This is a genomic window from Salmonella sp. SAL04214, assembly GCF_046550615.1.
Lineage (GTDB): Bacteria > Pseudomonadota > Gammaproteobacteria > Enterobacterales > Enterobacteriaceae > Salmonella > Salmonella enterica.
Genome location: NZ_JBGDXT010000003.1, coordinates 179,085 through 199,061, shown reverse-complemented (window position 1 = coordinate 199,061; position 19,977 = coordinate 179,085). Strand labels below are relative to the sequence as shown.

Sequence of the window (19,977 nt, the reverse complement as noted above, 5' to 3'; positions counted from 1 at the left end):
TATTTTTCCCTTCTCTTTTCAGATTAATTTCTGCATCATGAATTGAAACCTTTTCTGACATTAAGGATGACAAACATGTCTGATATCGAAGCACAACGAATTGCCGCACGCATTGATACCGTGCTGGATATCCTTGTTGCTGGCGATTACCACTCGGCCATCAATAACCTTGAAATATTGAGAGCAGAGCTGTTAGATCAGGTTAAAGACGGTATCTCGCCATCCCAGGCTCCCGGGTCGCCCTGGGAAATCTGATAGCGATTATTTGTCCGGGATGGCCGTTAGCCCTTCCCGGCTCTCTGACTGTCTGTTGACTCCTCTTAACGTATAAAATTAATACTATGAACTCCCGACAACAATCAATTTTGCAAATGGTGGTTGATAAAGGCCAGATGAGCGTTGCTGAACTGGCGAAAATTACCGGCGTATCTGAAGTCACGATTCGTCAGGATCTGAATACCCTGGAAAAGCAGAGCTATTTACGCCGTGCGCACGGTTTCGCCGTTTCGCTTGAGAGCGATGACGTAGAGACTCGCATGATGACGAACTACACGCTAAAACGCCGACTGGCGGAGTTCGCCGCCTCGCTGGTCAGTCCAGGGGAATCCGTTTTTATTGAAAATGGCAGCAGCAATGCGCTATTGGCCCGGACGCTGGCGGAACAAAAAGATGTCACGATCATCACCGTGAGCAGTTATATCGCGCACCTGCTCAAAGAGACCCCTTGCGAAGTCATTCTCCTCGGTGGAATCTATCAGAAAAAAAGTGAAAGCATGGTAGGGCCGTTGACGCGACAGTTTATCCATCAAGTGCATTTCAGCAAAGCATTTATCGGTATTGATGGCTGGCAGGCTGATACCGGCTTTACCGGACGCGATATGATGCGATCGGATGTGGTTAACGCTGTTCTGGAAAAAGGCTCAGAAGCGATTGTCCTCACCGACAGCTCCAAATTTGGCTGTGTGCATCCCTATCCCCTGGGCCCGCTCTCTCGCTTCCATCGTGTCATTACGGATTCCAGAATTTCCGCCAGCGCTCAAATGCAGTTAGAACATGCGGGGCTGCTAGTCAATGTTATTGGCTCATCCGTTTAAAATATTTCCCGATGGTTTGCCCTATGGCAAATCATCCTCTCTCTAAGACTTTTCTGACATCCCAATTAAGACTATTTACCTGTTGTAACGAGCGTAACGTCGTAAAATTAATATTAGCGAAATAACAGGAAGTGACTATCACCTGCGTGATATACCCCTGCGCAATCAGGTTTTACGGAAAATCTCTTAACAGGTTTTATTTTAACTATAGTTATAGTGAGCTTAATTCCGTGAATCGTTAATTCAGGAGAGAGTATTATGTTTATGACGAGCAAAAAAATGGCCGCTGCTGTGCTGGCAATCACCGTAGCAATGTCTCTGAGCGCCTGCTCAAACTGGTCCAAGCGCGATCGCAACACGGCTATTGGCGCAGGTGCGGGGGCGTTAGGCGGCGCAGTGTTAACGGACGGCAGTACATTAGGCACCCTGGGCGGCGCGGCGGTCGGCGGCGTGATTGGTCACCAGGTTGGAAAATAATCCAGACGTTTAAATATTGAACGGCTCAAAATAATACGTTTATTCTTTTCAGGTCTGGATTACAAAAATAGACAAAGTTGACTTTTACGCCACGGTAATTTACAACCGTGGCGTTTTCATTAGCCGCCAGCTAATTTTACTTTCATTCCTTTAGCTTCCAGCAATGATTTTATCAAGTCGCGTTTATCACCCTGAATTTCAATAATCCCTTCTTTTACTGCCCCGCCACAGCCGCATTTTTTCTTCAGTTCAGCCGCCAGTTTGGTTAATTCCGCATCATTCATCTCGATACCGGTAATCAAACATACGCCTTTACCCTTACGGCCACTGGTTTGACGCTGAATGCGAACGATACCATCCCCTTTGGGACGAACCGGCGCCGTTTTAGGTTCTTCAATGCGCCCCGTCTGTGTTGAATAAACCAGACGACTATTGGAATCGCTCATTATGCCTCCCGTTTCAGTGACGCGTTAATATCCTTCAGCGTTTGCGCCGGATCTACCGATTGCGTAACCGGGCGGCCAATCACCATATAGTCGACGCCAGCGGATAATGCCTGTTCGGGCGTCATAATGCGTCGCTGATCGCCTGCCTCGCTGCCTGCGGGCCGAATGCCCGGCGTCACCAGCTTAAATGCAGCGCCAAAGACCTGTTTAAATCTGACCGCTTCCTGAGCGGAACAGACCACGCCATCCAGCCCGCATTGCTGCGTCAGGCGCGCCAGCCGCTCCGCATGTTCCGCCGGTGACAACGTCACGCCCAGATCGCGCAGATCGCTGGTTTCCATACTGGTCAACACGGTCACGGCAATGAGCAACGGCGCATCTTTACCGAATGGCGCCAGCGCGTCGCGCGCTGCGGCCATCATTCTCGCCCCGCCAGACGCGTGAACGTTTACCATCCAGACGCCCAGGTCTGCCGCTGCGGCGACTGCCCGGGCCGTGGTGTTGGGAATATCATGAAATTTTAGATCAAGAAAGACATCAAACCCACGTTGCTGGAGATCCCGGACGAGCTGTGGGCCAAATAACGTGAACATCTCTTTGCCCACTTTTAAGCGACAATCGCGAGGATCGATTTTATCGACAAACGCCAGGGCTTTATCGCGTTCATGGTAATCCAACGCCACAACGACAGGCGATTCAGTAATAGCGCAGGAAGAAGATGAAGCAGTAAACGTCATGACCAGACCTTCTTGATGATGGGCACCGGAAGTGGCGCAAATTGGATAAACGGCGTGCATTCTACCTGCGGCGCAGGGAAATTAACAGGTTCGATTGACAACCTGATAAGCCCTGGCCGCCGATGCCAGCGTCGTTTCTAGCTTTACATCATCAAGTATGTTGTAACTAAAGCGAAGCTTTTTTTATATACTACTGCCCATCAAGTCCGCGAATAGGTTTAATGGTCGACCATGCCCGGCAGGACGGACAGTGCCAGTACAAGGTATAGGCGGTAAAACCGCATTTCTGACAACGATACCGCGGTTTACTGCGCACCTGCTCGCCAACCATATCACGCAGTACCATCAGGCTTTCTTTCGCTCGCCCTTCTTCCGCCTCGTTGAGATGGTAATCCATCAGCTTATGGAACACCCGCATGGTAGGATGTCGCTGTAGCTGACGCGTGATATAGACTTGAGCTGCGTCACTACCTTCACGCGCTTCCAGAATATCGGCAAGCATTAACTCAGCGCCAGCACCGGTATTCTCCTCAACGGCGCGGCGTAAAAACTCCGCCCACTCGGCATTTTTACCGAGCTGTTGATAACAGGTTTGCAGCATCTCCAGCGTTTCGCTGACCAGCTCTTTATCCTGAACGATCACACGTTGCAGGCTTTCGACCGCTTTGGCGTAATCCCCTCTCGCCATATAAACGCGCCCCATCATGATAGACACCCGGGCGCTATTTTTATCTGCGGCGGCACCTTTTTTCAGCAACGCCATCGCGCGATCCATATCGTCGTTGCCCATCTGCTGTAACGCTAACTCACAGTAAAAATGGGCGATTTCGATACGCTGTTTATCTTTGCCCAGTTTCACCAGCCGTTCTGCTACTTCGATCGCCTTTTGCCAGTCGCTGGTTAGCTGATAGATTTGCAAGAGCTGCTGTAACGCGCCTACGCGAAATTCCGTTTCGTCGGTAAGTTGGTTAAACATATCTTCCGCGCGGTCATATAAACCGGCGGCCATATAGTCGCGCCCCAGTTGCTGAACAGCCAGTAAACGCTGTTCATAGGTCAATGAAGCGCTTTCCATGAGCGTTTGATGAATACGAATGGCGCGATCGACTTCGCCGCGAGAGCGAAACAGATTACCGAGAGTGAGATGAGCCTCAACGGTGCCCGTATCCTCTTTAAGCATATCGAGGAACAGATCCACCGCTTTATCTTGTTGGTTACTCAGCAGGAAGTTAACCCCTGCGACATAATCGCGCGACAGGCGGTTAGCTTCATCCTGTTTTGTTTGTTGCGCACTTCTGCGACCCATATACCACCCATAGGCAGCGGCTACAGGCAACAGCAGAAATAACAACTCCAACATAAATGATTATTCCTTTACAACCGACGAATCGGCAGGGACCGCAACGTCGGTTGCTGGCGAGAGCTTGTTTTCCAGTCGTTTAATTTTACGTTCAGCACGGGCAAGGGAAACGCGGACCCGCAGCCAGAACAGGCCGCAAATCAGCCAGCCAATCGCAAAACCGACGGCGAACAACACAGCAAGCAACGTGGAGATACGATACTCCCCTTGCGCCAGCAGGTAGTTAAACGTCACCTGTTGATCATTCTGCGCGCCCAGCGTCACCGAAATAACAAAAATCGCCAATACCAGTAAGAAAATGAGTAAATATTTCACATTACTTCCCGTTATGTGGTTTGCGCGAATAAATCGTGTCCAACTTACCGCATCCAGCCTTCTAAATTACCATTTTCCCGCCTCGCGCGAAATGGAAATGCGCCCGCCATCAGATGATTTAAGGGCAATAGTCAGAAAATCAACCGTTGTCAGCTTTCCTGCTCGCGTTCAGCAATTTCTTGCGCTTCTTCACGAGGCGGCATAAGCGGCCCGCAAATTCGCTGCGCCAGCCAGGTCGCCAGGGTAACTAATAGCCAGGAGATGAGCGTGGCGACCACTAAATCTCGCGGCCAGTGCATTCCCAGAAGCAAACGGCTGCCCATTACGCCGGTCGCCCAGACTAACAAAAACGCGATGGTGAAAGTCCGTCTGCGCGGCCATAACAGACCCACGGCCAAAAGCGCCCAGCTCGCTGCAAACATGGTGTGTCCGGAGGGAAACGCAAAGCCCGTCTCTTTTTGCCAGTGCTGACGCAGGAAAACGGGGATGTTCTGTTGCCCGGCCAACTGCTCTTTCACTAAATGTCCGCGTTCTGTACGCTTTAAAGTGTAGAACTCATCGACGGGAATATGGTGCGTTTTTTCAAGCCAGACCACAAATGGCCGCGGCTCCTGTACGCGCTCCTTTACCCATGACTTCACGCCCTGCCCGACGATAATCGCCCCACCGAGAATCGCAAACAGCATAATGGCGGCGCGCAGGCGAAATCGCAGGCACCATAAGAACCATCCACAAAGAATCACATGCGTGATAACGCCCCAGGGTTTGGTCACGGTTTCCGTTATCCAGAATAGCGTTTTTAGCCACCAGACCTGATGTCCTGGCTGCCACTGCCAGCCTGATACCCATACGGCAAGCGGCATGATAAGCAACAGGGCGGCTCCTGCCGCGGTGCGCTTCGCAATTGAAAGCATGGATGCTCCTTTTATAAGTAAGTATCACAATCATAACTGAAAATTCTCGCCGGACTGGAAAATTGACAAATTTGTGCCATTCCTGAGCAATTACGTGGTAGTGATTAGGTGATGTCCGCCGCCTTATGGCAAAATAGCGGGATACAAGCCAACAGGCGACGACACCGCAGGCGTCAGCATAATCTGGAGAAATACATGCAGCTTAAACGTGTGGCAGAAGCCAAACTGCCAACCCCATTGGGTGACTTTCTGATGGTGGGATTTGAAGAACTGGCAACCGGACACGACCATGCCGCGCTGGTTTTTGGCGATATTTCAGGTAAAACGCCGGTCTTGGCTCGCGTTCATTCCGAATGTCTTACCGGGGACGCGCTTTTTAGTCTGCGCTGTGATTGTGGTTTTCAACTGGAAGCCGCGCTGACGCATATTGCGGAAGAAGGACGCGGTATTCTGATTTACCACCGTCAGGAAGGCCGCAATATCGGCCTGCTTAATAAAATTCGCGCTTATGCGTTACAGGATCAAGGCTATGACACGGTGGAGGCCAATCATCAGCTCGGCTTTGCCGCCGATGAGCGTGATTTCACCCTGTGCGCGGATATGTTCAAATTACTCGGCGTGGATGAAGTTCGCCTGCTGACCAATAATCCGAAGAAAGTCGAAATACTGACCGAGGCGGGAATTAATATCGTCGAACGCGTTCCGCTCATTGTGGGTCGTAATCCAAATAATGAGCATTATCTCGATACTAAAGCGGCCAAAATGGGCCACCTGCTAAGTAAGTAAGCCACCGGTATTAAAGCGCGGGCCTGCCTGTTTACGGCAGGCCCGATAAACGGCTTTAGTTCAGCATATTTCTAATGACATAGTGCAATATGCCGTCATTCTGGTAGTAAGTCAGCTCGGTGGCGGTATCAATGCGACAGCGACAAGGCACCGTTTCTTTGCTGCCGTCCGATCTCGTTAACGTCACCGGAATGGTCGCGCCAGGGCGCAGGTTTTGCAGATCCGCGATATCAATCACCTCTTCCCCGGTCAGTCCCAGCGTTTTACGCGTTACGCCCTGTGGAAACTCCAGCGGCAGGATCCCCATCCCAATCAGGTTTGAGCGGTGGATACGTTCGAACGACTCGGCGATCACCACGCGAATACCTAACAGCCGCGGACCTTTTGCCGCCCAGTCACGGCTCGATCCCGACCCATACTCTTTCCCGGCAATCACCGCCAGCGGCGTTTTTTCCTGCTGGTAAAGCATCGCGGCATCATAAATCGACATCGCTTCCGTACCCGGCAAATGCCGCGTCATCCCACCTTCGACGCCGGGCAGCATTTCGTTGCGAATACGAATATTGGCGAACGTACCGCGCATCATCACTTCATGGTTGCCGCGCCGTGAACCATAGGAGTTAAAATCCTTCCGCTCAACGCCGTGGTTTTGCAGATAACGTCCGGCGGGACTGTCCGGCTTGATACTGCCGGCCGGAGAAATATGGTCGGTCGTTACCGAATCCCCCAGCATCGCCAGGATATGCGCGCCGTGGATATCTTTGACTGGCGCAGGCTGGGCCTGCATTTCATCAAAGAAAGGCGACAGGCGAATATAGGTTGAATCCGACTGCCAGCCGTAGGTATCGGACGATTCAACCTGAATCGATTTCCATTCTTCCGTACCCTCAAACACTTCCGCATACTCTTTACGGAACATATCCGATGATACCAGTTCAACGGCGCGGGCAATTTCCTGCGCTGAAGGCCAGATATCCTTCAGGTATACCGGATCGCCTTTACGATCGTACCCCAGCGGGTCTGTCGCGAGGTTAATATTCATGTTTCCGGCCAGCGCATACGCGACCACCAGCGGCGGCGACGCCAGCCAGTTCGTTTTCACCAGCGGATGGATACGCCCTTCAAAATTTCGGTTACCGGAAAGCACGGCCCCTACCGTCAGATCGCCTTTTTTAATCGCGGTCTCAATAGGCTCCGGCAACGGACCGGAGTTCCCGATACAGGTCGTACAGCCATAACCGACCAGGTTAAAACCGAGTTCATCCAGATAAGGCGTAAGTTTGGCCTGCGCCAGATAGTCAGATACCACTTTTGACCCCGGCGCCAGAGAAGCCTTGACCCACGGTTGACGCTTCAACCCCAGCGTTACTGCTTTTTTCGCCAGTAATCCCGCCGCCATCAGCACGCTGGGATTCGAGGTATTCGTGCAGGAGGTGATGGCGGCAATGACGACAGCGCCATCAGGAAGCTGATATGGCTGTCCGTTCATCGTATAGTCAACCGGCTGGCGATCTCTTTGTGCGGTATTCAGCTCCAGCTCGGCGCTGGCGGCAAAGGCTTTCGGCACATCGCCTAACGCCACGCGATCCTGCGGGCGTTTCGGCCCGGCCAGACTGGCCTCGACATCGCCCATATCCAGTTCCAGAGTACTGGTAAATACCGGTTCGTCTCCGGGATTGCGCCACATTCCCTGCGCCTTCGCGTAGGCTTCAACCAGCTCGACCAGATCGTCGCTACGCCCGCTTAATCGCATATATTCCAGGGTGATGGCGTCAATGGGGAAAAAACCACAGGTGGCGCCATATTCCGGCGACATATTAGCGATGGTCGCGCGATCCGCCAACGGCAGCGAATCCAGACCATCACCATAAAATTCAACAAATTTACCCACGACGCCATGCTTACGCAGCATTTGCGTGACGGTGAGCACCAGGTCAGTGGCGGTGATCCCCTCCCGAAGTTTACCGGTTAACTTAAAGCCGACGACATCCGGGATAAGCATCGACACAGGCTGACCAAGCATCGCCGCTTCCGCTTCGATACCGCCCACGCCCCACCCCAATACGCCCAGACCATTAATCATGGTCGTATGGGAGTCAGTCCCCACCAGCGAGTCCGGGTAAGCAATCCACTCCCCGTCCTGTAATTCGCTCCAGACGGCTTTACCCAGGTATTCCAGGTTAACCTGATGGCAAATGCCGGTGCCGGGCGGTACCACGCTGAAACGGCTGAATGCCTGCTTTCCCCATTTCAGGAACATATAACGCTCATGGTTACGTTCCATTTCCAGCCGCACGTTTTCTTCAAACGCATCGTCATCGCCGAAATGATCGACCGTCACAGAGTGGTCAATAACCAGATCAACCGGCGATAACGGGTTCACTTTCGACGTATCGCCGCCGAGGCGTTTAACGGCTTCACGCATCGCCGCCAGGTCGACAACGGCAGGCACGCCGGTAAAGTCCTGCATCAGGACACGGGCGGGCCGCCAGGCAATTTCACGATCGGCATGGGCATTTTTAAGCCAACCGGCCAGCGCCTGAATATCTTCATCAGTCACAGATTCGCCGTCCTGCCAGCGCAACAGGTTTTCCAGTAACACTTTAAGTGATTTGGGCAAACGGGCGATATCGCCCAGGGATTTGGCAGCCAGCGGCAGACTGTAGTAATGATACGTTTTATCTTTGGCCTGCAATGTATCCTTACTGGCTTCTCGTAGGGTTGACGACATAGCTCCTCCTTAAATGACAGGGTTGCGTTACCCTGATTCTCCACAGGGTTGTATTAAAGATAACACAAACAAAATGTAACGTTTTGATAACAACCCAAATTGCTAAAAGAGGAGAAAACTAACAGGCGAGGAACGAAGATGAAAAAGCCCGATAAATAACGCATTATCGGGCTTTGACGAGATTAGACGGCAATCCAGATTAACTCGACCCAGAACAGTAGCGATAATATAAACGCGCCAGTCCATGACCAATACTTTATATTTGACGTTAACATAGGCGACACCAACTGTGTTTAATCAATACTGAGAAGCACTCAGCACACGGTTGCTGCGGTGTAATAAGACAGCGTTAATAAAACAGTAACGCCAATAAAAAGACGAATATTATTTTTGTGACACCTCGTCAGCAAAAGCATCAATAAATGCCCGCTGCTGCGGTGTGAGCGTCCAGTGTTGCGGAACAGACCGAAAAACGGTCGTATCCGGGGTGTTATCATCGTCACAAGATTGAATCGGGGGCGCGATCACGCGCTCGCGTTCCGACGTAATGCTCACTTAGCCCCACCAATGCCAGATAACAAGCGCTACCACTACCCAGAACAGCGCAGAACCCACAAAAACCGCCAGCCATGCTTTACGTTTGAGCTCAGGGTCGCGGCGCGGTTCCTGGTTTTCAGAAGGCATTACTAACCTCATGCTATCGGTATCACTTATCATTTCAGCACCAAACAATCGGTACAATTAATCATCAGATGAGACAAATCCTAAATAAACTTTAGTCAAAAATCCAGTCAATTTACGAATCGTTGCCAGTGAATAAATCAATCTTTTGACTCAAGATAACTATTTGGAAAAAGAAACTGGCGGGACGGGTAATTCAACACTATTTTGCTGATCATTACCCGTAATACTTCGAGGGATATTGCAAAAGGCGGCTTTGTCTGCCATGCCACTACGACACAAACCGACGGTGATATTACTTTTCAGGCAGCTTTATATCCTGAAACATCGCTTCAATTTCTTCATTAGAACGCAAAGCCACCGCCGTATCCACCACATCACGCGTCAAATGCGGCGCAAAACGCTGGATAAAATCATACATATAGCTGCGTAAAAAAGTACTACGGCGAAAACCAATTTTTGTGGTGCTGTGGCTAAAAATATCGTGCGCGTCAATCCGCACTAAATCAGGATCGGCAAGCGGATCGACCGCCATGCTGGCAATGACGCCAACGCCCAGCCCCAACCTGACATACGTTTTAATCACATCCGCATCGGTTGCAGTAAAGACGATCCGCGGCGTTAACCCTGCGCGATTAAAAGCGGTATCCAGTTCGGAACGGCCGGTAAAGCCGAAGGTATACGTCACCAGCGGATACTGCGCCAGCGCTTCAATCGTTATGGAAGACGTTGCCGCCAATGGATGATCCGGCGTCACCACTATCGAACGGTTCCAGTGATAGCATGGCAACATCACCAGATCGTCATATAAATGCAGCGCTTCCGTGGCAATCGCGAAATCGGCGTTCCCTTTCGATACCGCTTCCGCAATCTGCGTTGGCGACCCCTGGTGCATATGCAGCGAAACGCGCGGATAACGCTCGATGAAGCCTTTAATCACGCCTGGCAATGCGTAACGCGCCTGAGTATGGGTAGTGGCAATATAGAGCGAGCCTTTATCCGGCCAGGTATGCTCGCCGGCGACCGACTTAATGGCATCGACTTTGGAAAGCACCTCACGCGCAATACGAATAATCTCCTGGCCTGCGGGTGTCACCTGAGTCAGATGCTTACCGCTGCGGGCGAAAATCTGGATGCCAAGCTCATCTTCCAGCATCCTAACCTGCTTGCTGATCCCCGGCTGGGAAGTATACAACCCCTCAGCGGTAGAGGAGACGTTAAGGTTATGATTAACCACTTCAACAATGTAACGAAGCTGCTGCAATTTCATAATACATCATCCAGATTAGCGCCATCAGGCCATCGTTTATCTGCAGACATCATTGGGCTGCTAATACGATTTAATAATAAAAAAGGTGTTAACTATAACCACTATATCATTTATATCTGAACTGTATAGCCAGCGCGATAAAATAATAAGCCCGCTATACCCAAAATAATTCGAGTGATTAAAGGCAACAAGCGAGTGAGTTCCCAGGAGCATAGATAACCAGGTGACTGGGGTGAGCGACAAATCTGCCGGGAGCAGATTTGAACGTCGCGTGCGACGGCCCGTCAGGGCGAGGCCCATAGATGGGCCGAGTAATCCGTAGCCAACACATAAGCCACTTGAAATATGAAGGGGATATAAAAAAGGGCCGCTTACGCGGCCCGCTTGACTATAGTGACGACAGGCAGGGGTTATTTCTTGCCTTCAACCCACTTGCCGTCGACGAAGAACGCTGACCATCCCGTCGCCTTCCCGTCTTTTTCCGCCGCAACGTACTGCTGTTTTGTTTTGCGGCTAAAGCGAACAACGGTTTTATTACCTTCCGGGTCCTGCTGCGGCGCATCCGCCAGATAACGCAGTTTTTCCGGCAGGCGATCGCGGAACCGGTAAAGCTCCTCGACTAATGGCGCGCGCGTTTCGCGTGATTTCGGGAACGTATTGGCCGCCAGGAATATCCCTGCGGCGCCGTCGCGTAGCACAAAGTACGCGTCCGATTTTTCACACGGCAGTTCCGGTAATGGAACAGGATCTTCCTTCGGCGGCGCAACTTCGCCGTTACGCAAGATCTTACGGGTATTTTTACATTCGTCGTTAGTACAGGCCATGTACTTACCAAAACGCCCCATTTTAAGGTGCATTTCGGAACCACATTTCTCACACTCAACGATCGGGCCGTCATACCCTTTGATGCGGAACTCGCCTTCTTCAATCTCGTAGCCGTCACAGGTCGGGTTATTACCACACACATGCAATTTACGCTTCGGATCGATCAGATAGCTGTCCATCGCCGTACCGCACTTCTGACAGCGACGCTTGGCGCGCAGGGCGTTGGTTTCGGCGTCGTCGCCTTCCAGCACGTTCAGAACTTCATTTTCCGGCACCAGGTTAATGGTCGTTTTACAACGCTCTTTCGGCGAAAGCGCATAACCTGAACAACCAAGGAAAACGCCCGTACTGGCAGTACGAATTCCCATTTTACGGCCACAGGTTGGACAGTCGATGCTGGTCAGCACCATCTGGTTAGGACGCATCCCCCCTTCTTCCGGATCTTTCTCGGCTTTATCGAGCTGCTGAGTAAAATCGCTGAAGAAGTTATCCAGTACCGCTTTCCACTCGGCCTGGTGATTCGCAACCTGATCCAGACTATCTTCCATCTGCGCGGTAAAATCGTAGTTCATCAATTCGCGGAAGTTTTCTTCCAGCCGATCGGTGACGATTTCACCCATTTTTTCCGCATAGAAGCGACGGTTTTCAACGCGAACATAGCCGCGATCCTGAATGGTCGAGATAATCGACGCATAGGTAGACGGACGACCAATACCGCGCTTCTCAAGCTCTTTAACCAGAGAAGCCTCGCTAAACCGGGCTGGCGGTTTAGTAAAGTGCTGAGCAGGCGTCAATTCAAGTAGCGTCAGCGCATCGCCCTTATTCACGGCAGGCAATGTGCGATCTTCATCGCCTTTACGCAGCGCCGGCATCACTTTTGTCCAGCCGTCAAAGCGCAAAATACGCCCACGCGCTTTCAGACGGAATTCGCCTGCGCCAACGGTAAGCGTAGTAGAGTCATATTGTGCTGGCGTCATCTGACAGGCGACAAACTGACGCCAAATTAGCTGATACAACTTCTGCGCGTCAGCCTCCATGTCTTTCAGCGACTCCGCCATGACAGCAACGTCGGAAGGACGGATCGCTTCGTGCGCTTCCTGAGAGTTTTCTTTGCTGGCGTACTGGTTCGGGTTATCCGGCAGGTATTTCTTGCCGAAATTATCGCCAATATAACCACGCACCATGTTGACCGCATCCTGACTCAGGTTGGTGGAGTCTGTACGCATATAGGTGATGTAGCCCGCCTCATACAGACGCTGCGCCATCATCATGGTTTTCTTCACGCCAAAGCCCAGCCGGGTGCTGGCCGCCTGTTGTAGCGTGGAGGTGATAAACGGCGCGCCAGGTTTGCTGCTGGTCGGTTTGTCTTCACGCTCCAGTACGCTATAGCGCGCTTTTTCCAGCAAGCTGACGGCGGCAAGCGTCTGCTCGCGATTTACCGGCCGGAATGGCTTGTCGTTCTGATGCGTGACCTGTAGCGGTAGCGCCTCGCCAGACGGCGTCGTCGTATTGGCGTCAATTTCCCAGAACTCTTCCGGAACAAACGCTTTAATCTCGCGCTCGCGTTCAACGACCAGACGGACCGCGACAGACTGAACGCGACCTGCCGACAAACCACGGGCGATCTTTTTCCACAGCAGCGGCGAGACCATATAGCCTACCACGCGGTCCATAAAGCGGCGCGCTTGCTGGGCGTTGACCCTGTTAATATTCAGCTCGCCCGGCTGTTCAAACGCCTGGCGAATGGCATTTTTGGTTATTTCGTTAAAGACTACGCGACTGTAGCGCGCGTCATCGCCGCCGATCACTTCCCGCAGGTGCCATGCAATGGCTTCCCCTTCGCGGTCAAGGTCGGTTGCGAGATAGATGTGGTCGGCTTTTTCCGCCAACTGTTTCAGTTCAGAGACGACCTTCTCTTTACCGGGCAGCACTTCATAGTGCGCATCCCAGTTGTGCCACGGGTCAACCCCCATACGGTTGACGAGAGCGCCACGTTCATCCTTTTTGGGCTTTTTAGCCGTTTTGGTGGAGGTAGAGTCGGCGCTCTTTTTAGCTGCTGAGCCACTGGTCGGCAAATCACGGATATGACCCACGCTGGATTTCACCACGTAGTCATTACCCAGATACTTGTTGATCGTTTTGGCTTTTGCCGGGGACTCAACGATGACAAGAGCTTTACCCATATTCACCTTTACCTAAGTTGATTCTTCCAGGAATGCGTCGCACGTTGATTCACCTTCCACTGGCGACGAGACAACGATATATGGTCTCTGCGTCTGCGGATATCAACCCCTTGTACTGGCTTTGTGTACGAAATGTAACCCTCAGGTGACTGAGTTAACAGGCTTTTTTGCACACACGCGCTATAGCACGACGGAATTTTGGTCGAATGTCAAGCAATTCTGTTGCCAGATTGACGAAAGCGTCACACTGTACCTGATAAAATTCGATACGCAACTTTATTAGCATGCAAAAACAAATCTTGCCAGTGAACGCAACATGACAAATCCATCAATTTCCTGTGAGAATATTTGCCCATCAGAAGTGCTCAGCGTAGACTAATCTCCTTGTTTAAGGAGTAAAAAATGCATAAAGAGACGCAACCTATCGATCGCGAAACACTGTTGCTTGAAGCCAACAAAATTATTCGGGAACATGAAGACACGATGGCAGGTATTGTCGCCACCGGCGTAACGCAGAGAAATGGCGTGCTGGTTTTCAGCGGCGATTACTTTTTAGACGAGCAAGGGTTACCGACCCCTAAAAGCACCGCGGTGTTTAACATGTTTAAACACCTGGCGCATGTGCTGTCTGAGAAGTATCACCTGGTGGATTAATCCATGCCGGATGGCGCTGAATGCCATCCGGCAATAGCGGTTTACATCAACGGTTTTTGTCCACGCTGCCACCAGCGCAGCAGCAGCCGATCCGCGCTTTCCGCCGCGCTGCCGGTAACACGATCGATCAGTTTTTTACGCTGCATATAGCGCACATTCAGCACCTCGCGCCCTTCCATCAGGCCGAGGATAACCTCATCGCTGGTGTTAATCTCATCAACCAGTCCTTTCTCCAGCGCCTGCTGACCGTACCAGTGTTCGCCCGTGGCGACCTGTTCAATGTCCAGAGCCGGACGCATCCGCTGCACAAACTCTTTGAACAGATGGTGCGTTTCGTTGAGATCTTCACGAAACTTCTGCCGCCCTTCTTCCGTATTCTCGCCTAACAATGTCAGGGTACGTTTGTACTGCCCTGCGGTATGCAGTTCAATATCAATGTCTTTACTTTTGAGAAAGCGGTTAAAGTTCGGGATTTGCGCGACAACACCAATTGACCCCACAATAGCGAACGGCGCCGCGATAATTTTTTCCGCCACGCAGGCCATCATGTAGCCTCCGCTTGCCGCGACTTTATCCACCGTCACGGTCAGCGGAATATTTTTATCGCGCAGGCGCTGCAATTGCGATGCCGCCAGGCCATAGCCATGCACAACGCCACCGGGGCTTTCCAGACGCACAACCGCCCGATCGCCGGGTTTCGCCACTGCCAGCACCGCCGTGACCTCTTCGCGTAACGCATTAACTTCGTGAGCATCCATACTGCCTTTGAAATCTATCACCCATACACGCGGTTTGTCCGATGTCGCAATGTCCCCCAGCTTCGCTTTTGCTTTGGCGGCTTTCGCCTCCTGCTTATGCTTTTTTTTCTGCGCTTTATGCCACAGTTTTTGCTGATGGCCATCCATCAACGCCGCAGCAAGGTCATCCTTCATCTCCTGATACTGCTCGCTCAAATTGGTCACGCGCAGCTCACCGCGCTGACGTTTGCGTTGCGTAGCATTCACGATCAGCAGCACAATGACGGCAATGGCCACCACAACGGTGACGATTTTTGCCAAAAATAAGCCATATTCAGACAACAATTCCACGACTCCCACCTTGATTAAATAACGCGACTTGCGCTCAGTGTACAACAGGCATCGAAGTCAGTCTCTCTTCATCCGTGTGCCTGTTGAGGAAGAAAAAGTATGACAAGACGTTCATTTTACGGCGTTATCGCCCCTGTCTGATTGAAAAAAAAGGCGCTTTCAGGCATAAACCCGAAAAGTTAACGCGAAGATAAGACAACCTGGCAGGACGGTGCACCACGCCGTTGAGGAGTAGCCATGCATTACCAACCGAAACAAGATCTATTGCAAAACCGCATTATTCTGGTCACTGGCGCCAGCGATGGCATTGGGCGGGAAGCCGCGCTCACGTATGCGCGTTACGGCGCAACGGTGATTCTGCTGGGACGCAACGAAGAGAAACTGCGTCGGGTCGCGCAGCACATTGCTGACGAGCAACATGTTCAACCACAGTGGTTTACGCTCGATCTGCTGACCTGCACCGCTGAAGAGTGCCGGCAAGTGGCCGACCGCATCGCCGCGCACTATCCCCGCCTGGATGGCGTCCTGCATAATGCCGGGTTACTGGGAGAAATCGGTCCAATGAGCGAACAAGATCCGCAGATCTGGCAGGATGTCATGCAGGTGAATGTTAACGCCACCTTTATGCTCACCCAGGCGCTGTTACCGTTATTGCTGAAGTCCGATGCCGGCTCGCTGGTCTTTACGTCATCAAGCGTTGGCCGTCAGGGACGCGCCAACTGGGGCGCCTATGCCACCTCGAAGTTTGCTACTGAAGGAATGATGCAGGTGCTGGCGGACGAATACCAGAACCGTTCTCTGCGTGTTAACTGCATTAACCCGGGCGGCACGCGCACCAGTATGCGCGCCAGCGCCTTTCCGACGGAAGATCCACACAAATTAAAAACGCCTGCCGATATTATGCCGCTTTACCTGTGGCTTATGGGCGACGACAGTCGCCGTAAAACCGGTATGACCTTTGACGCCCAACCGGGCCGTAAACCAGGAATCGCCCAATGAGTGATGAACGTTATCAGCAGCGCCAGCAGAAGGTAAAAGATCGGGTTGACGCCCGTGTCGCCCAGGCACAGGAAGAGCGCGGTATTATTATCGTGTTTACTGGCAATGGTAAGGGCAAAACCACGGCGGCTTTCGGGACTGCCGCCCGCGCCGTAGGACACGGTAAAAACGTAGGCGTGGTGCAATTTATTAAGGGCACCTGGCCCAACGGCGAGCGTAATCTGCTGGAACCGCATGGCGTCGAATTTCAGGTGATGGCAACGGGATTTACCTGGGAGACGCAAAATCGCGAGGCAGACACCGCAGCATGTATGGCCGTTTGGCAGCATGGGAAACGGATGCTGGCCGATCCGCTGCTTGATATGGTGGTCCTGGATGAGCTGACCTATATGGTGGCGTATGACTATTTGCCGCTGGAAGAGGTCATAAGCGCGCTAAACGCGCGCCCTGGTCACCAGACGGTGATTATTACAGGTCGCGGCTGTCATCGGGATATTCTTGATCTTGCGGATACCGTCAGCGAACTGCGTCCGGTTAAACATGCTTTCGACGCGGGCGTAAAAGCCCAGATGGGAATTGATTATTAACCGTAGGCCGGATTAAGGCGTTTGCGCCGCCATCCGGCACAAACCCTCTTGTCTGATGATTCTCGGCCTATAGACCGCGGTAGAGATTACCCGTTGTTATTACGCCCACCGGAGCGGCGTCCGCCAGCTATCTGGCTGTGGCGTTTTACCGCCCGACGGATCTGGTTCGCTTTCATACGACGACGGTCTTTTTCGACGGCAACCTTCGACGAGGTTTCCGGCGGGAGCTCTACCAGACCACGCAGATAGTTCGTTTGCGCGAGGTCGAGCTCAGTCCAGCCGCCGCGCGGCAGGCCTTTCGGCAGCGGGATATCGCCGTAACGAACGCGGATCAGACGGCTGACCTGAACGCCTACCGCTTCCCACAGTCGGCGAACTTCGCGGTTGCGCCCTTCCGTCAGCGTCACGTTATACCACTGGTTAATGCCTTCGCCGCCGCTGAATTTAATGGTCTTAAATGCCGCCGGACCATCTTCCAACTGTACGCCACGGCTTAAATCACGCAGTTTCGATTCATCCACCTGACCGAACACGCGCACGGCATATTCACGTTCAACTTCACGACTAGGATGCATCAGGCGGTTCGCCAGTTCACCGTCGGTGGTAAACAACAATAGCCCGCAGGTGTTGACATCCAGACGTCCTACCGCAATCCACCGCGCGCCGCGCAGTTTCGGTAAGCGATCAAAAACGGTTGGCCGCCCTTCAGGGTCATTGCGGGTACACAGTTCACCTTCTGGTTTGTAATAGGCCAGAACGCGGCAAATTTGTTCCGCCGACTCTTTCACCGAAATCAGGTGACCGTCGATACGGATTTTCAAACCGGGAGTGACTTCAACACGATCGCCAAGCGTGGCGATTTTACCGTCAACGCTGACACGTCCCGCTTCAATAATGGATTCGATTTCACGGCGAGAGCCGTGGCCAGCGCGCGCCAGCACTTTTTGTAACTTTTCGCTCATAGAGCTTCCTTCAGGTGTCGCCTTCACAGGCGTCGAACAGGAGAATGAACGGCGCGTTGCCGCGCCATTTTAAGGCCGCGTAGTATACAGGCTTACGCCCTTATAAGAAAGGTGTAACGTCGCCGACGCCTTCGCGCAGCACCACCGGGGAGTCATTGGTCAAATCGATTACCGTGGTAGGCTGTTGACCGAGGTAACCGCCGTGGATGATCAGATCCACCTGCTTCTCCAGCCGATCTTTAATCTCCTCCGGGTCCGATTCGGTAAAATCGCTGCCAGGCAGCATCAACGACGTCGAGAGCATTGGTTCGCCCAGCGTATCCAATAACGCCAGCGCAATCGGGTTTGACGGTACGCGCAGGCCGATAGTTTTACGCTTTTCCTGCAACAGACGGCGCGGCACCTCTTTTGTCCCCTTCAGGATAAAGGTGTAATTACCCGGCGTATTGTTTTTCATCAGACGAAATGCCACGTTGTCGACGTAGGAGTAGGTCGACAACTCGGACAAATCGCGGCACATCAGCGTGAAGTTGTGGCCGTCCGGCAGATGACGGATGCGGCAAATGCGCTCCATTGCGCCTTTGTCTTCAATTTTACAACCAAGGGCATAGCCGGAATCGGTTGGATAAACAATAACACCGCCTTTACGCACAATGTCGACGGCCTGATTAATCAGCCGTTGCTGTGGGTTATCCGGATGGATATAAAAAAACTGGCTCATACTTCCCTCACTGTGATATTTGCGGCTGTTCCCATGTCTGCCATACGCCTTCAACGCCAGCGGGCAGCCAGAGTTTACGCCCCAACTCAATCCACGGGCAGGGCTGATGGAAATCAGATCCAAGCGATGCCCATAAATGATGCTGACGCGCAAGCGTCGCCAGTTGGGTGCGTTCATTGGGCGATTGTTGGCACTGCGCCACTTCCATCGCGTCGCCGTGATGGTCGGCAAAATGCGCCACTAATCTTTTCAGCCACTTAGCGCTAAGATCGTAGCGTCCCGGATGGGCCAACACCGCCTTACCGCCAGAATGATGAATGACATCAATAGCTTGTTCTATTGTACACCACTGCGGCGGAACGTAACCGGTTTTCCCACGCGCGAGATATTTTTTAAAAACATCCGCCATGGTCGCGGCTTTGCCGCACTCCACCAGAAAGCGGGCGAAGTGGCCGCGCGTCACCGCGCCGCCATTGGCCAGTCTCAATGCCCCTTCCCACGCGCCGGGAATATGGGCTTTTTCCAGACGCTCCGCAATGAGCCGACCACGCGCCTGACGCCGCTGTGTCTGCTGCGCCAGAAAATCGCGCATTGCCGGGTGCGCAATATCAATATTCAGACCCACAATGTGAATCTCATGATTCTCCCAGACCGTTGAAATCTCCACGCCGGGAATCAGATTCAGGGCCAGCCCGGAACGTGAAATTTCTTCTCTTGCCGCAGGAATCGCGGCTGTGGTGTCATGATCGGTAATCGCCAGCGTGCCGACTCGCATCTCTACCGCACGGTGTACTAATGTTTCTGGCGTCAACAGTCCATCGGACGCCGTGGTATGACTGTGCAGATCGTAAATCACTGCGTAATTCGTGTCGCTCAAGGCGGCTCCCATAGAGATAAAGGTATGTCATGTACATCATAACGGTTCCGGCAAATATACTGAAATAGGTGTTGACATTATTCCATCGAACTAGTTAACTAGTACGAAAGTTCACATGAAGAGGGTATCTAAAATGGCAGCGACATTTGCATTACACGGTTGGTGGCGCACTTCCTGATAGCGGGCGGTGTATGAACAGCTGTAATCAGCCAAACGATACCCGGCCCGCCTGTTAAGCGGGCTTTTTTTTGAACAAAATAATGAGAATAA

22 protein-coding genes and 1 other annotated feature are annotated in these 19,977 nt (G+C 52.3%); of the genes, 8 read left to right on the top strand and 14 right to left on the bottom strand.

Features of this window, described 5'->3' with window-relative positions; all coding sequences use genetic code 11:
• Nucleotides 1-75 precede the first annotated feature (75 nt).
• The 3 genes from ACLJQD_RS06750 (at nucleotide 76) to osmB (ending at nucleotide 1,571) form a co-directional block, all read left to right on the top strand.
• Complete coding sequence (locus ACLJQD_RS06750) at nucleotides 76-255, top strand: hypothetical protein (protein ID WP_001279854.1); 180 nt, start codon at nucleotides 76-78, stop codon at nucleotides 253-255.
• Nucleotides 256-341: 86 nt separating this feature from the next.
• The gene (locus ACLJQD_RS06745) at nucleotides 342-1,094 is read left to right on the top strand and encodes a DNA-binding transcriptional regulator YciT (RefSeq protein ID WP_017441289.1); all 753 of its coding nucleotides are present in this window, start codon (nucleotides 342-344) and stop codon (nucleotides 1,092-1,094) included.
• A 258-nt stretch (nucleotides 1,095-1,352) separates the two neighbouring features.
• Nucleotides 1,353-1,571 carry an osmotically-inducible lipoprotein OsmB gene (osmB, locus tag ACLJQD_RS06740; protein ID WP_000481166.1) on the top strand — a complete coding sequence of 73 codons (219 nt, stop codon included), beginning with the start codon at nucleotides 1,353-1,355 and terminating at the stop codon, nucleotides 1,569-1,571.
• 119 nt (nucleotides 1,572-1,690) lie between these two features.
• Here the strand turns inward: osmB and yciH are convergent, their stop codons facing one another.
• The 5 genes from yciH to pgpB form a co-directional block, all read right to left on the bottom strand.
• Nucleotides 1,691-2,017, bottom strand: coding sequence for a stress response translation initiation inhibitor YciH (gene yciH, locus ACLJQD_RS06735; protein ID WP_001285199.1), 327 nt, complete (start codon nucleotides 2,015-2,017; stop codon nucleotides 1,691-1,693).
• On the bottom strand, nucleotides 2,017-2,754 hold the full coding sequence (gene pyrF / locus ACLJQD_RS06730; RefSeq protein ID WP_001529407.1) for an orotidine-5'-phosphate decarboxylase: 738 nt from the start codon (nucleotides 2,752-2,754) through the stop codon (nucleotides 2,017-2,019). The genes yciH and pyrF overlap by 1 nt, the downstream gene beginning before the upstream one ends.
• A 190-nt stretch (nucleotides 2,755-2,944) precedes the next feature.
• The gene (lapB, locus tag ACLJQD_RS06725) at nucleotides 2,945-4,114 is read right to left on the bottom strand and encodes a lipopolysaccharide assembly protein LapB (RefSeq protein WP_000891378.1); all 1,170 of its coding nucleotides are present in this window, start codon (nucleotides 4,112-4,114) and stop codon (nucleotides 2,945-2,947) included.
• 6 nt (nucleotides 4,115-4,120) lie between these two features.
• A complete protein-coding gene (locus tag ACLJQD_RS06720) occupies nucleotides 4,121-4,429 on the bottom strand; it encodes a LapA family protein (RefSeq protein ID WP_000876301.1) in 309 nt (102 codons plus the stop codon).
• A gap of 149 nt (nucleotides 4,430-4,578) precedes the next feature.
• On the bottom strand, nucleotides 4,579-5,343 hold the full coding sequence (gene pgpB / locus ACLJQD_RS06715) for a phosphatidylglycerophosphatase B (RefSeq protein ID WP_000948636.1): 765 nt from the start codon (nucleotides 5,341-5,343) through the stop codon (nucleotides 4,579-4,581).
• Between the two features lie 195 nt (nucleotides 5,344-5,538).
• Between pgpB and ribA the strand changes: the two genes are divergently transcribed.
• A complete protein-coding gene (ribA, locus tag ACLJQD_RS06710) occupies nucleotides 5,539-6,129 on the top strand; it encodes a GTP cyclohydrolase II (RefSeq protein ID WP_001176284.1) in 591 nt (196 codons plus the stop codon).
• A 55-nt stretch (nucleotides 6,130-6,184) separates the two neighbouring features.
• On the opposite strand, the gene acnA is transcribed toward ribA, so the two are convergent.
• The 5 genes from acnA to topA form a co-directional block, all read right to left on the bottom strand.
• The gene (gene acnA, locus ACLJQD_RS06705) at nucleotides 6,185-8,860 is read right to left on the bottom strand and encodes an aconitate hydratase AcnA (protein ID WP_017441288.1); all 2,676 of its coding nucleotides are present in this window, start codon (nucleotides 8,858-8,860) and stop codon (nucleotides 6,185-6,187) included.
• Nucleotides 8,861-9,042: 182 nt separating this feature from the next.
• Nucleotides 9,043-9,135, bottom strand: a complete 93-nt coding sequence (gene ymiC / locus ACLJQD_RS06700) for a small membrane protein YmiC (RefSeq protein WP_223156441.1) — start codon at nucleotides 9,133-9,135, stop codon at nucleotides 9,043-9,045.
• A 280-nt stretch (nucleotides 9,136-9,415) separates the two neighbouring features.
• Nucleotides 9,416-9,556 (bottom strand): YmiA family putative membrane protein, encoded by a 141-nt coding sequence (locus ACLJQD_RS06695; RefSeq protein ID WP_213083417.1) that lies wholly within the window; start codon nucleotides 9,554-9,556, stop codon nucleotides 9,416-9,418.
• 280 nt (nucleotides 9,557-9,836) lie between these two features.
• Nucleotides 9,837-10,811: an HTH-type transcriptional regulator CysB gene (gene cysB, locus ACLJQD_RS06690; protein WP_000776230.1), complete on the bottom strand. Its 975-nt coding sequence runs from the start codon at nucleotides 10,809-10,811 to the stop codon at nucleotides 9,837-9,839.
• A 410-nt stretch (nucleotides 10,812-11,221) separates the two neighbouring features.
• A complete protein-coding gene (topA, locus tag ACLJQD_RS06685) occupies nucleotides 11,222-13,819 on the bottom strand; it encodes a type I DNA topoisomerase (RefSeq protein ID WP_000513593.1) in 2,598 nt (865 codons plus the stop codon).
• A 402-nt stretch (nucleotides 13,820-14,221) separates the two neighbouring features.
• On the opposite strand from topA, the gene ACLJQD_RS06680 reads away from it, so the two are divergent.
• A complete protein-coding gene (locus ACLJQD_RS06680) occupies nucleotides 14,222-14,473 on the top strand; it encodes a YciN family protein (RefSeq protein ID WP_000548616.1) in 252 nt (83 codons plus the stop codon).
• Nucleotides 14,474-14,514: 41 nt separating this feature from the next.
• Here the strand turns inward: ACLJQD_RS06680 and sohB are convergent, their stop codons facing one another.
• Nucleotides 14,515-15,561 carry a protease SohB gene (gene sohB, locus ACLJQD_RS06675; RefSeq protein ID WP_000422082.1) on the bottom strand — a complete coding sequence of 349 codons (1,047 nt, stop codon included), beginning with the start codon at nucleotides 15,559-15,561 and terminating at the stop codon, nucleotides 14,515-14,517.
• A 237-nt stretch (nucleotides 15,562-15,798) separates the two neighbouring features.
• On the opposite strand from sohB, the gene ACLJQD_RS06670 reads away from it, so the two are divergent.
• Nucleotides 15,799-16,560 (top strand): YciK family oxidoreductase, encoded by a 762-nt coding sequence (locus ACLJQD_RS06670; protein WP_017441287.1) that lies wholly within the window; start codon nucleotides 15,799-15,801, stop codon nucleotides 16,558-16,560.
• A complete protein-coding gene (gene cobO / locus ACLJQD_RS06665) occupies nucleotides 16,557-17,147 on the top strand; it encodes a cob(I)yrinic acid a,c-diamide adenosyltransferase (RefSeq protein ID WP_001278856.1) in 591 nt (196 codons plus the stop codon). The genes ACLJQD_RS06670 and cobO overlap by 4 nt, the downstream gene beginning before the upstream one ends.
• Nucleotides 17,148-17,233: 86 nt before the next feature.
• Here the strand turns inward: cobO and rluB are convergent, their stop codons facing one another.
• From rluB to rnm, 3 genes are all read right to left on the bottom strand, one after another.
• A complete protein-coding gene (rluB, locus tag ACLJQD_RS06660; RefSeq protein ID WP_001291233.1) occupies nucleotides 17,234-18,109 on the bottom strand; it encodes a 23S rRNA pseudouridine(2605) synthase RluB in 876 nt (291 codons plus the stop codon).
• Between the two features lie 100 nt (nucleotides 18,110-18,209).
• Entirely contained in the window at nucleotides 18,210-18,830 is a 621-nt protein-coding gene (locus ACLJQD_RS06655) for an L-threonylcarbamoyladenylate synthase (protein WP_000077250.1), read from the bottom strand.
• Nucleotides 18,831-18,837: 7 nt separating this feature from the next.
• Nucleotides 18,838-19,719, bottom strand: coding sequence for an RNase RNM (gene rnm, locus ACLJQD_RS06650; protein WP_000500448.1), 882 nt, complete (start codon nucleotides 19,717-19,719; stop codon nucleotides 18,838-18,840).
• Nucleotides 19,720-19,840: 121 nt separating this feature from the next.
• Between rnm and trpL the strand changes: the two genes are divergently transcribed.
• Nucleotides 19,841-19,885, top strand: coding sequence for a trp operon leader peptide (gene trpL, locus ACLJQD_RS06645; RefSeq protein ID WP_010989026.1), 45 nt, complete (start codon nucleotides 19,841-19,843; stop codon nucleotides 19,883-19,885).
• Nucleotides 19,862-19,957, top strand: a sequence feature (Trp leader region). (Overlaps the previous gene by 24 nt.)
• The last annotated feature ends 20 nt before the right edge of the window (nucleotides 19,958-19,977 follow it).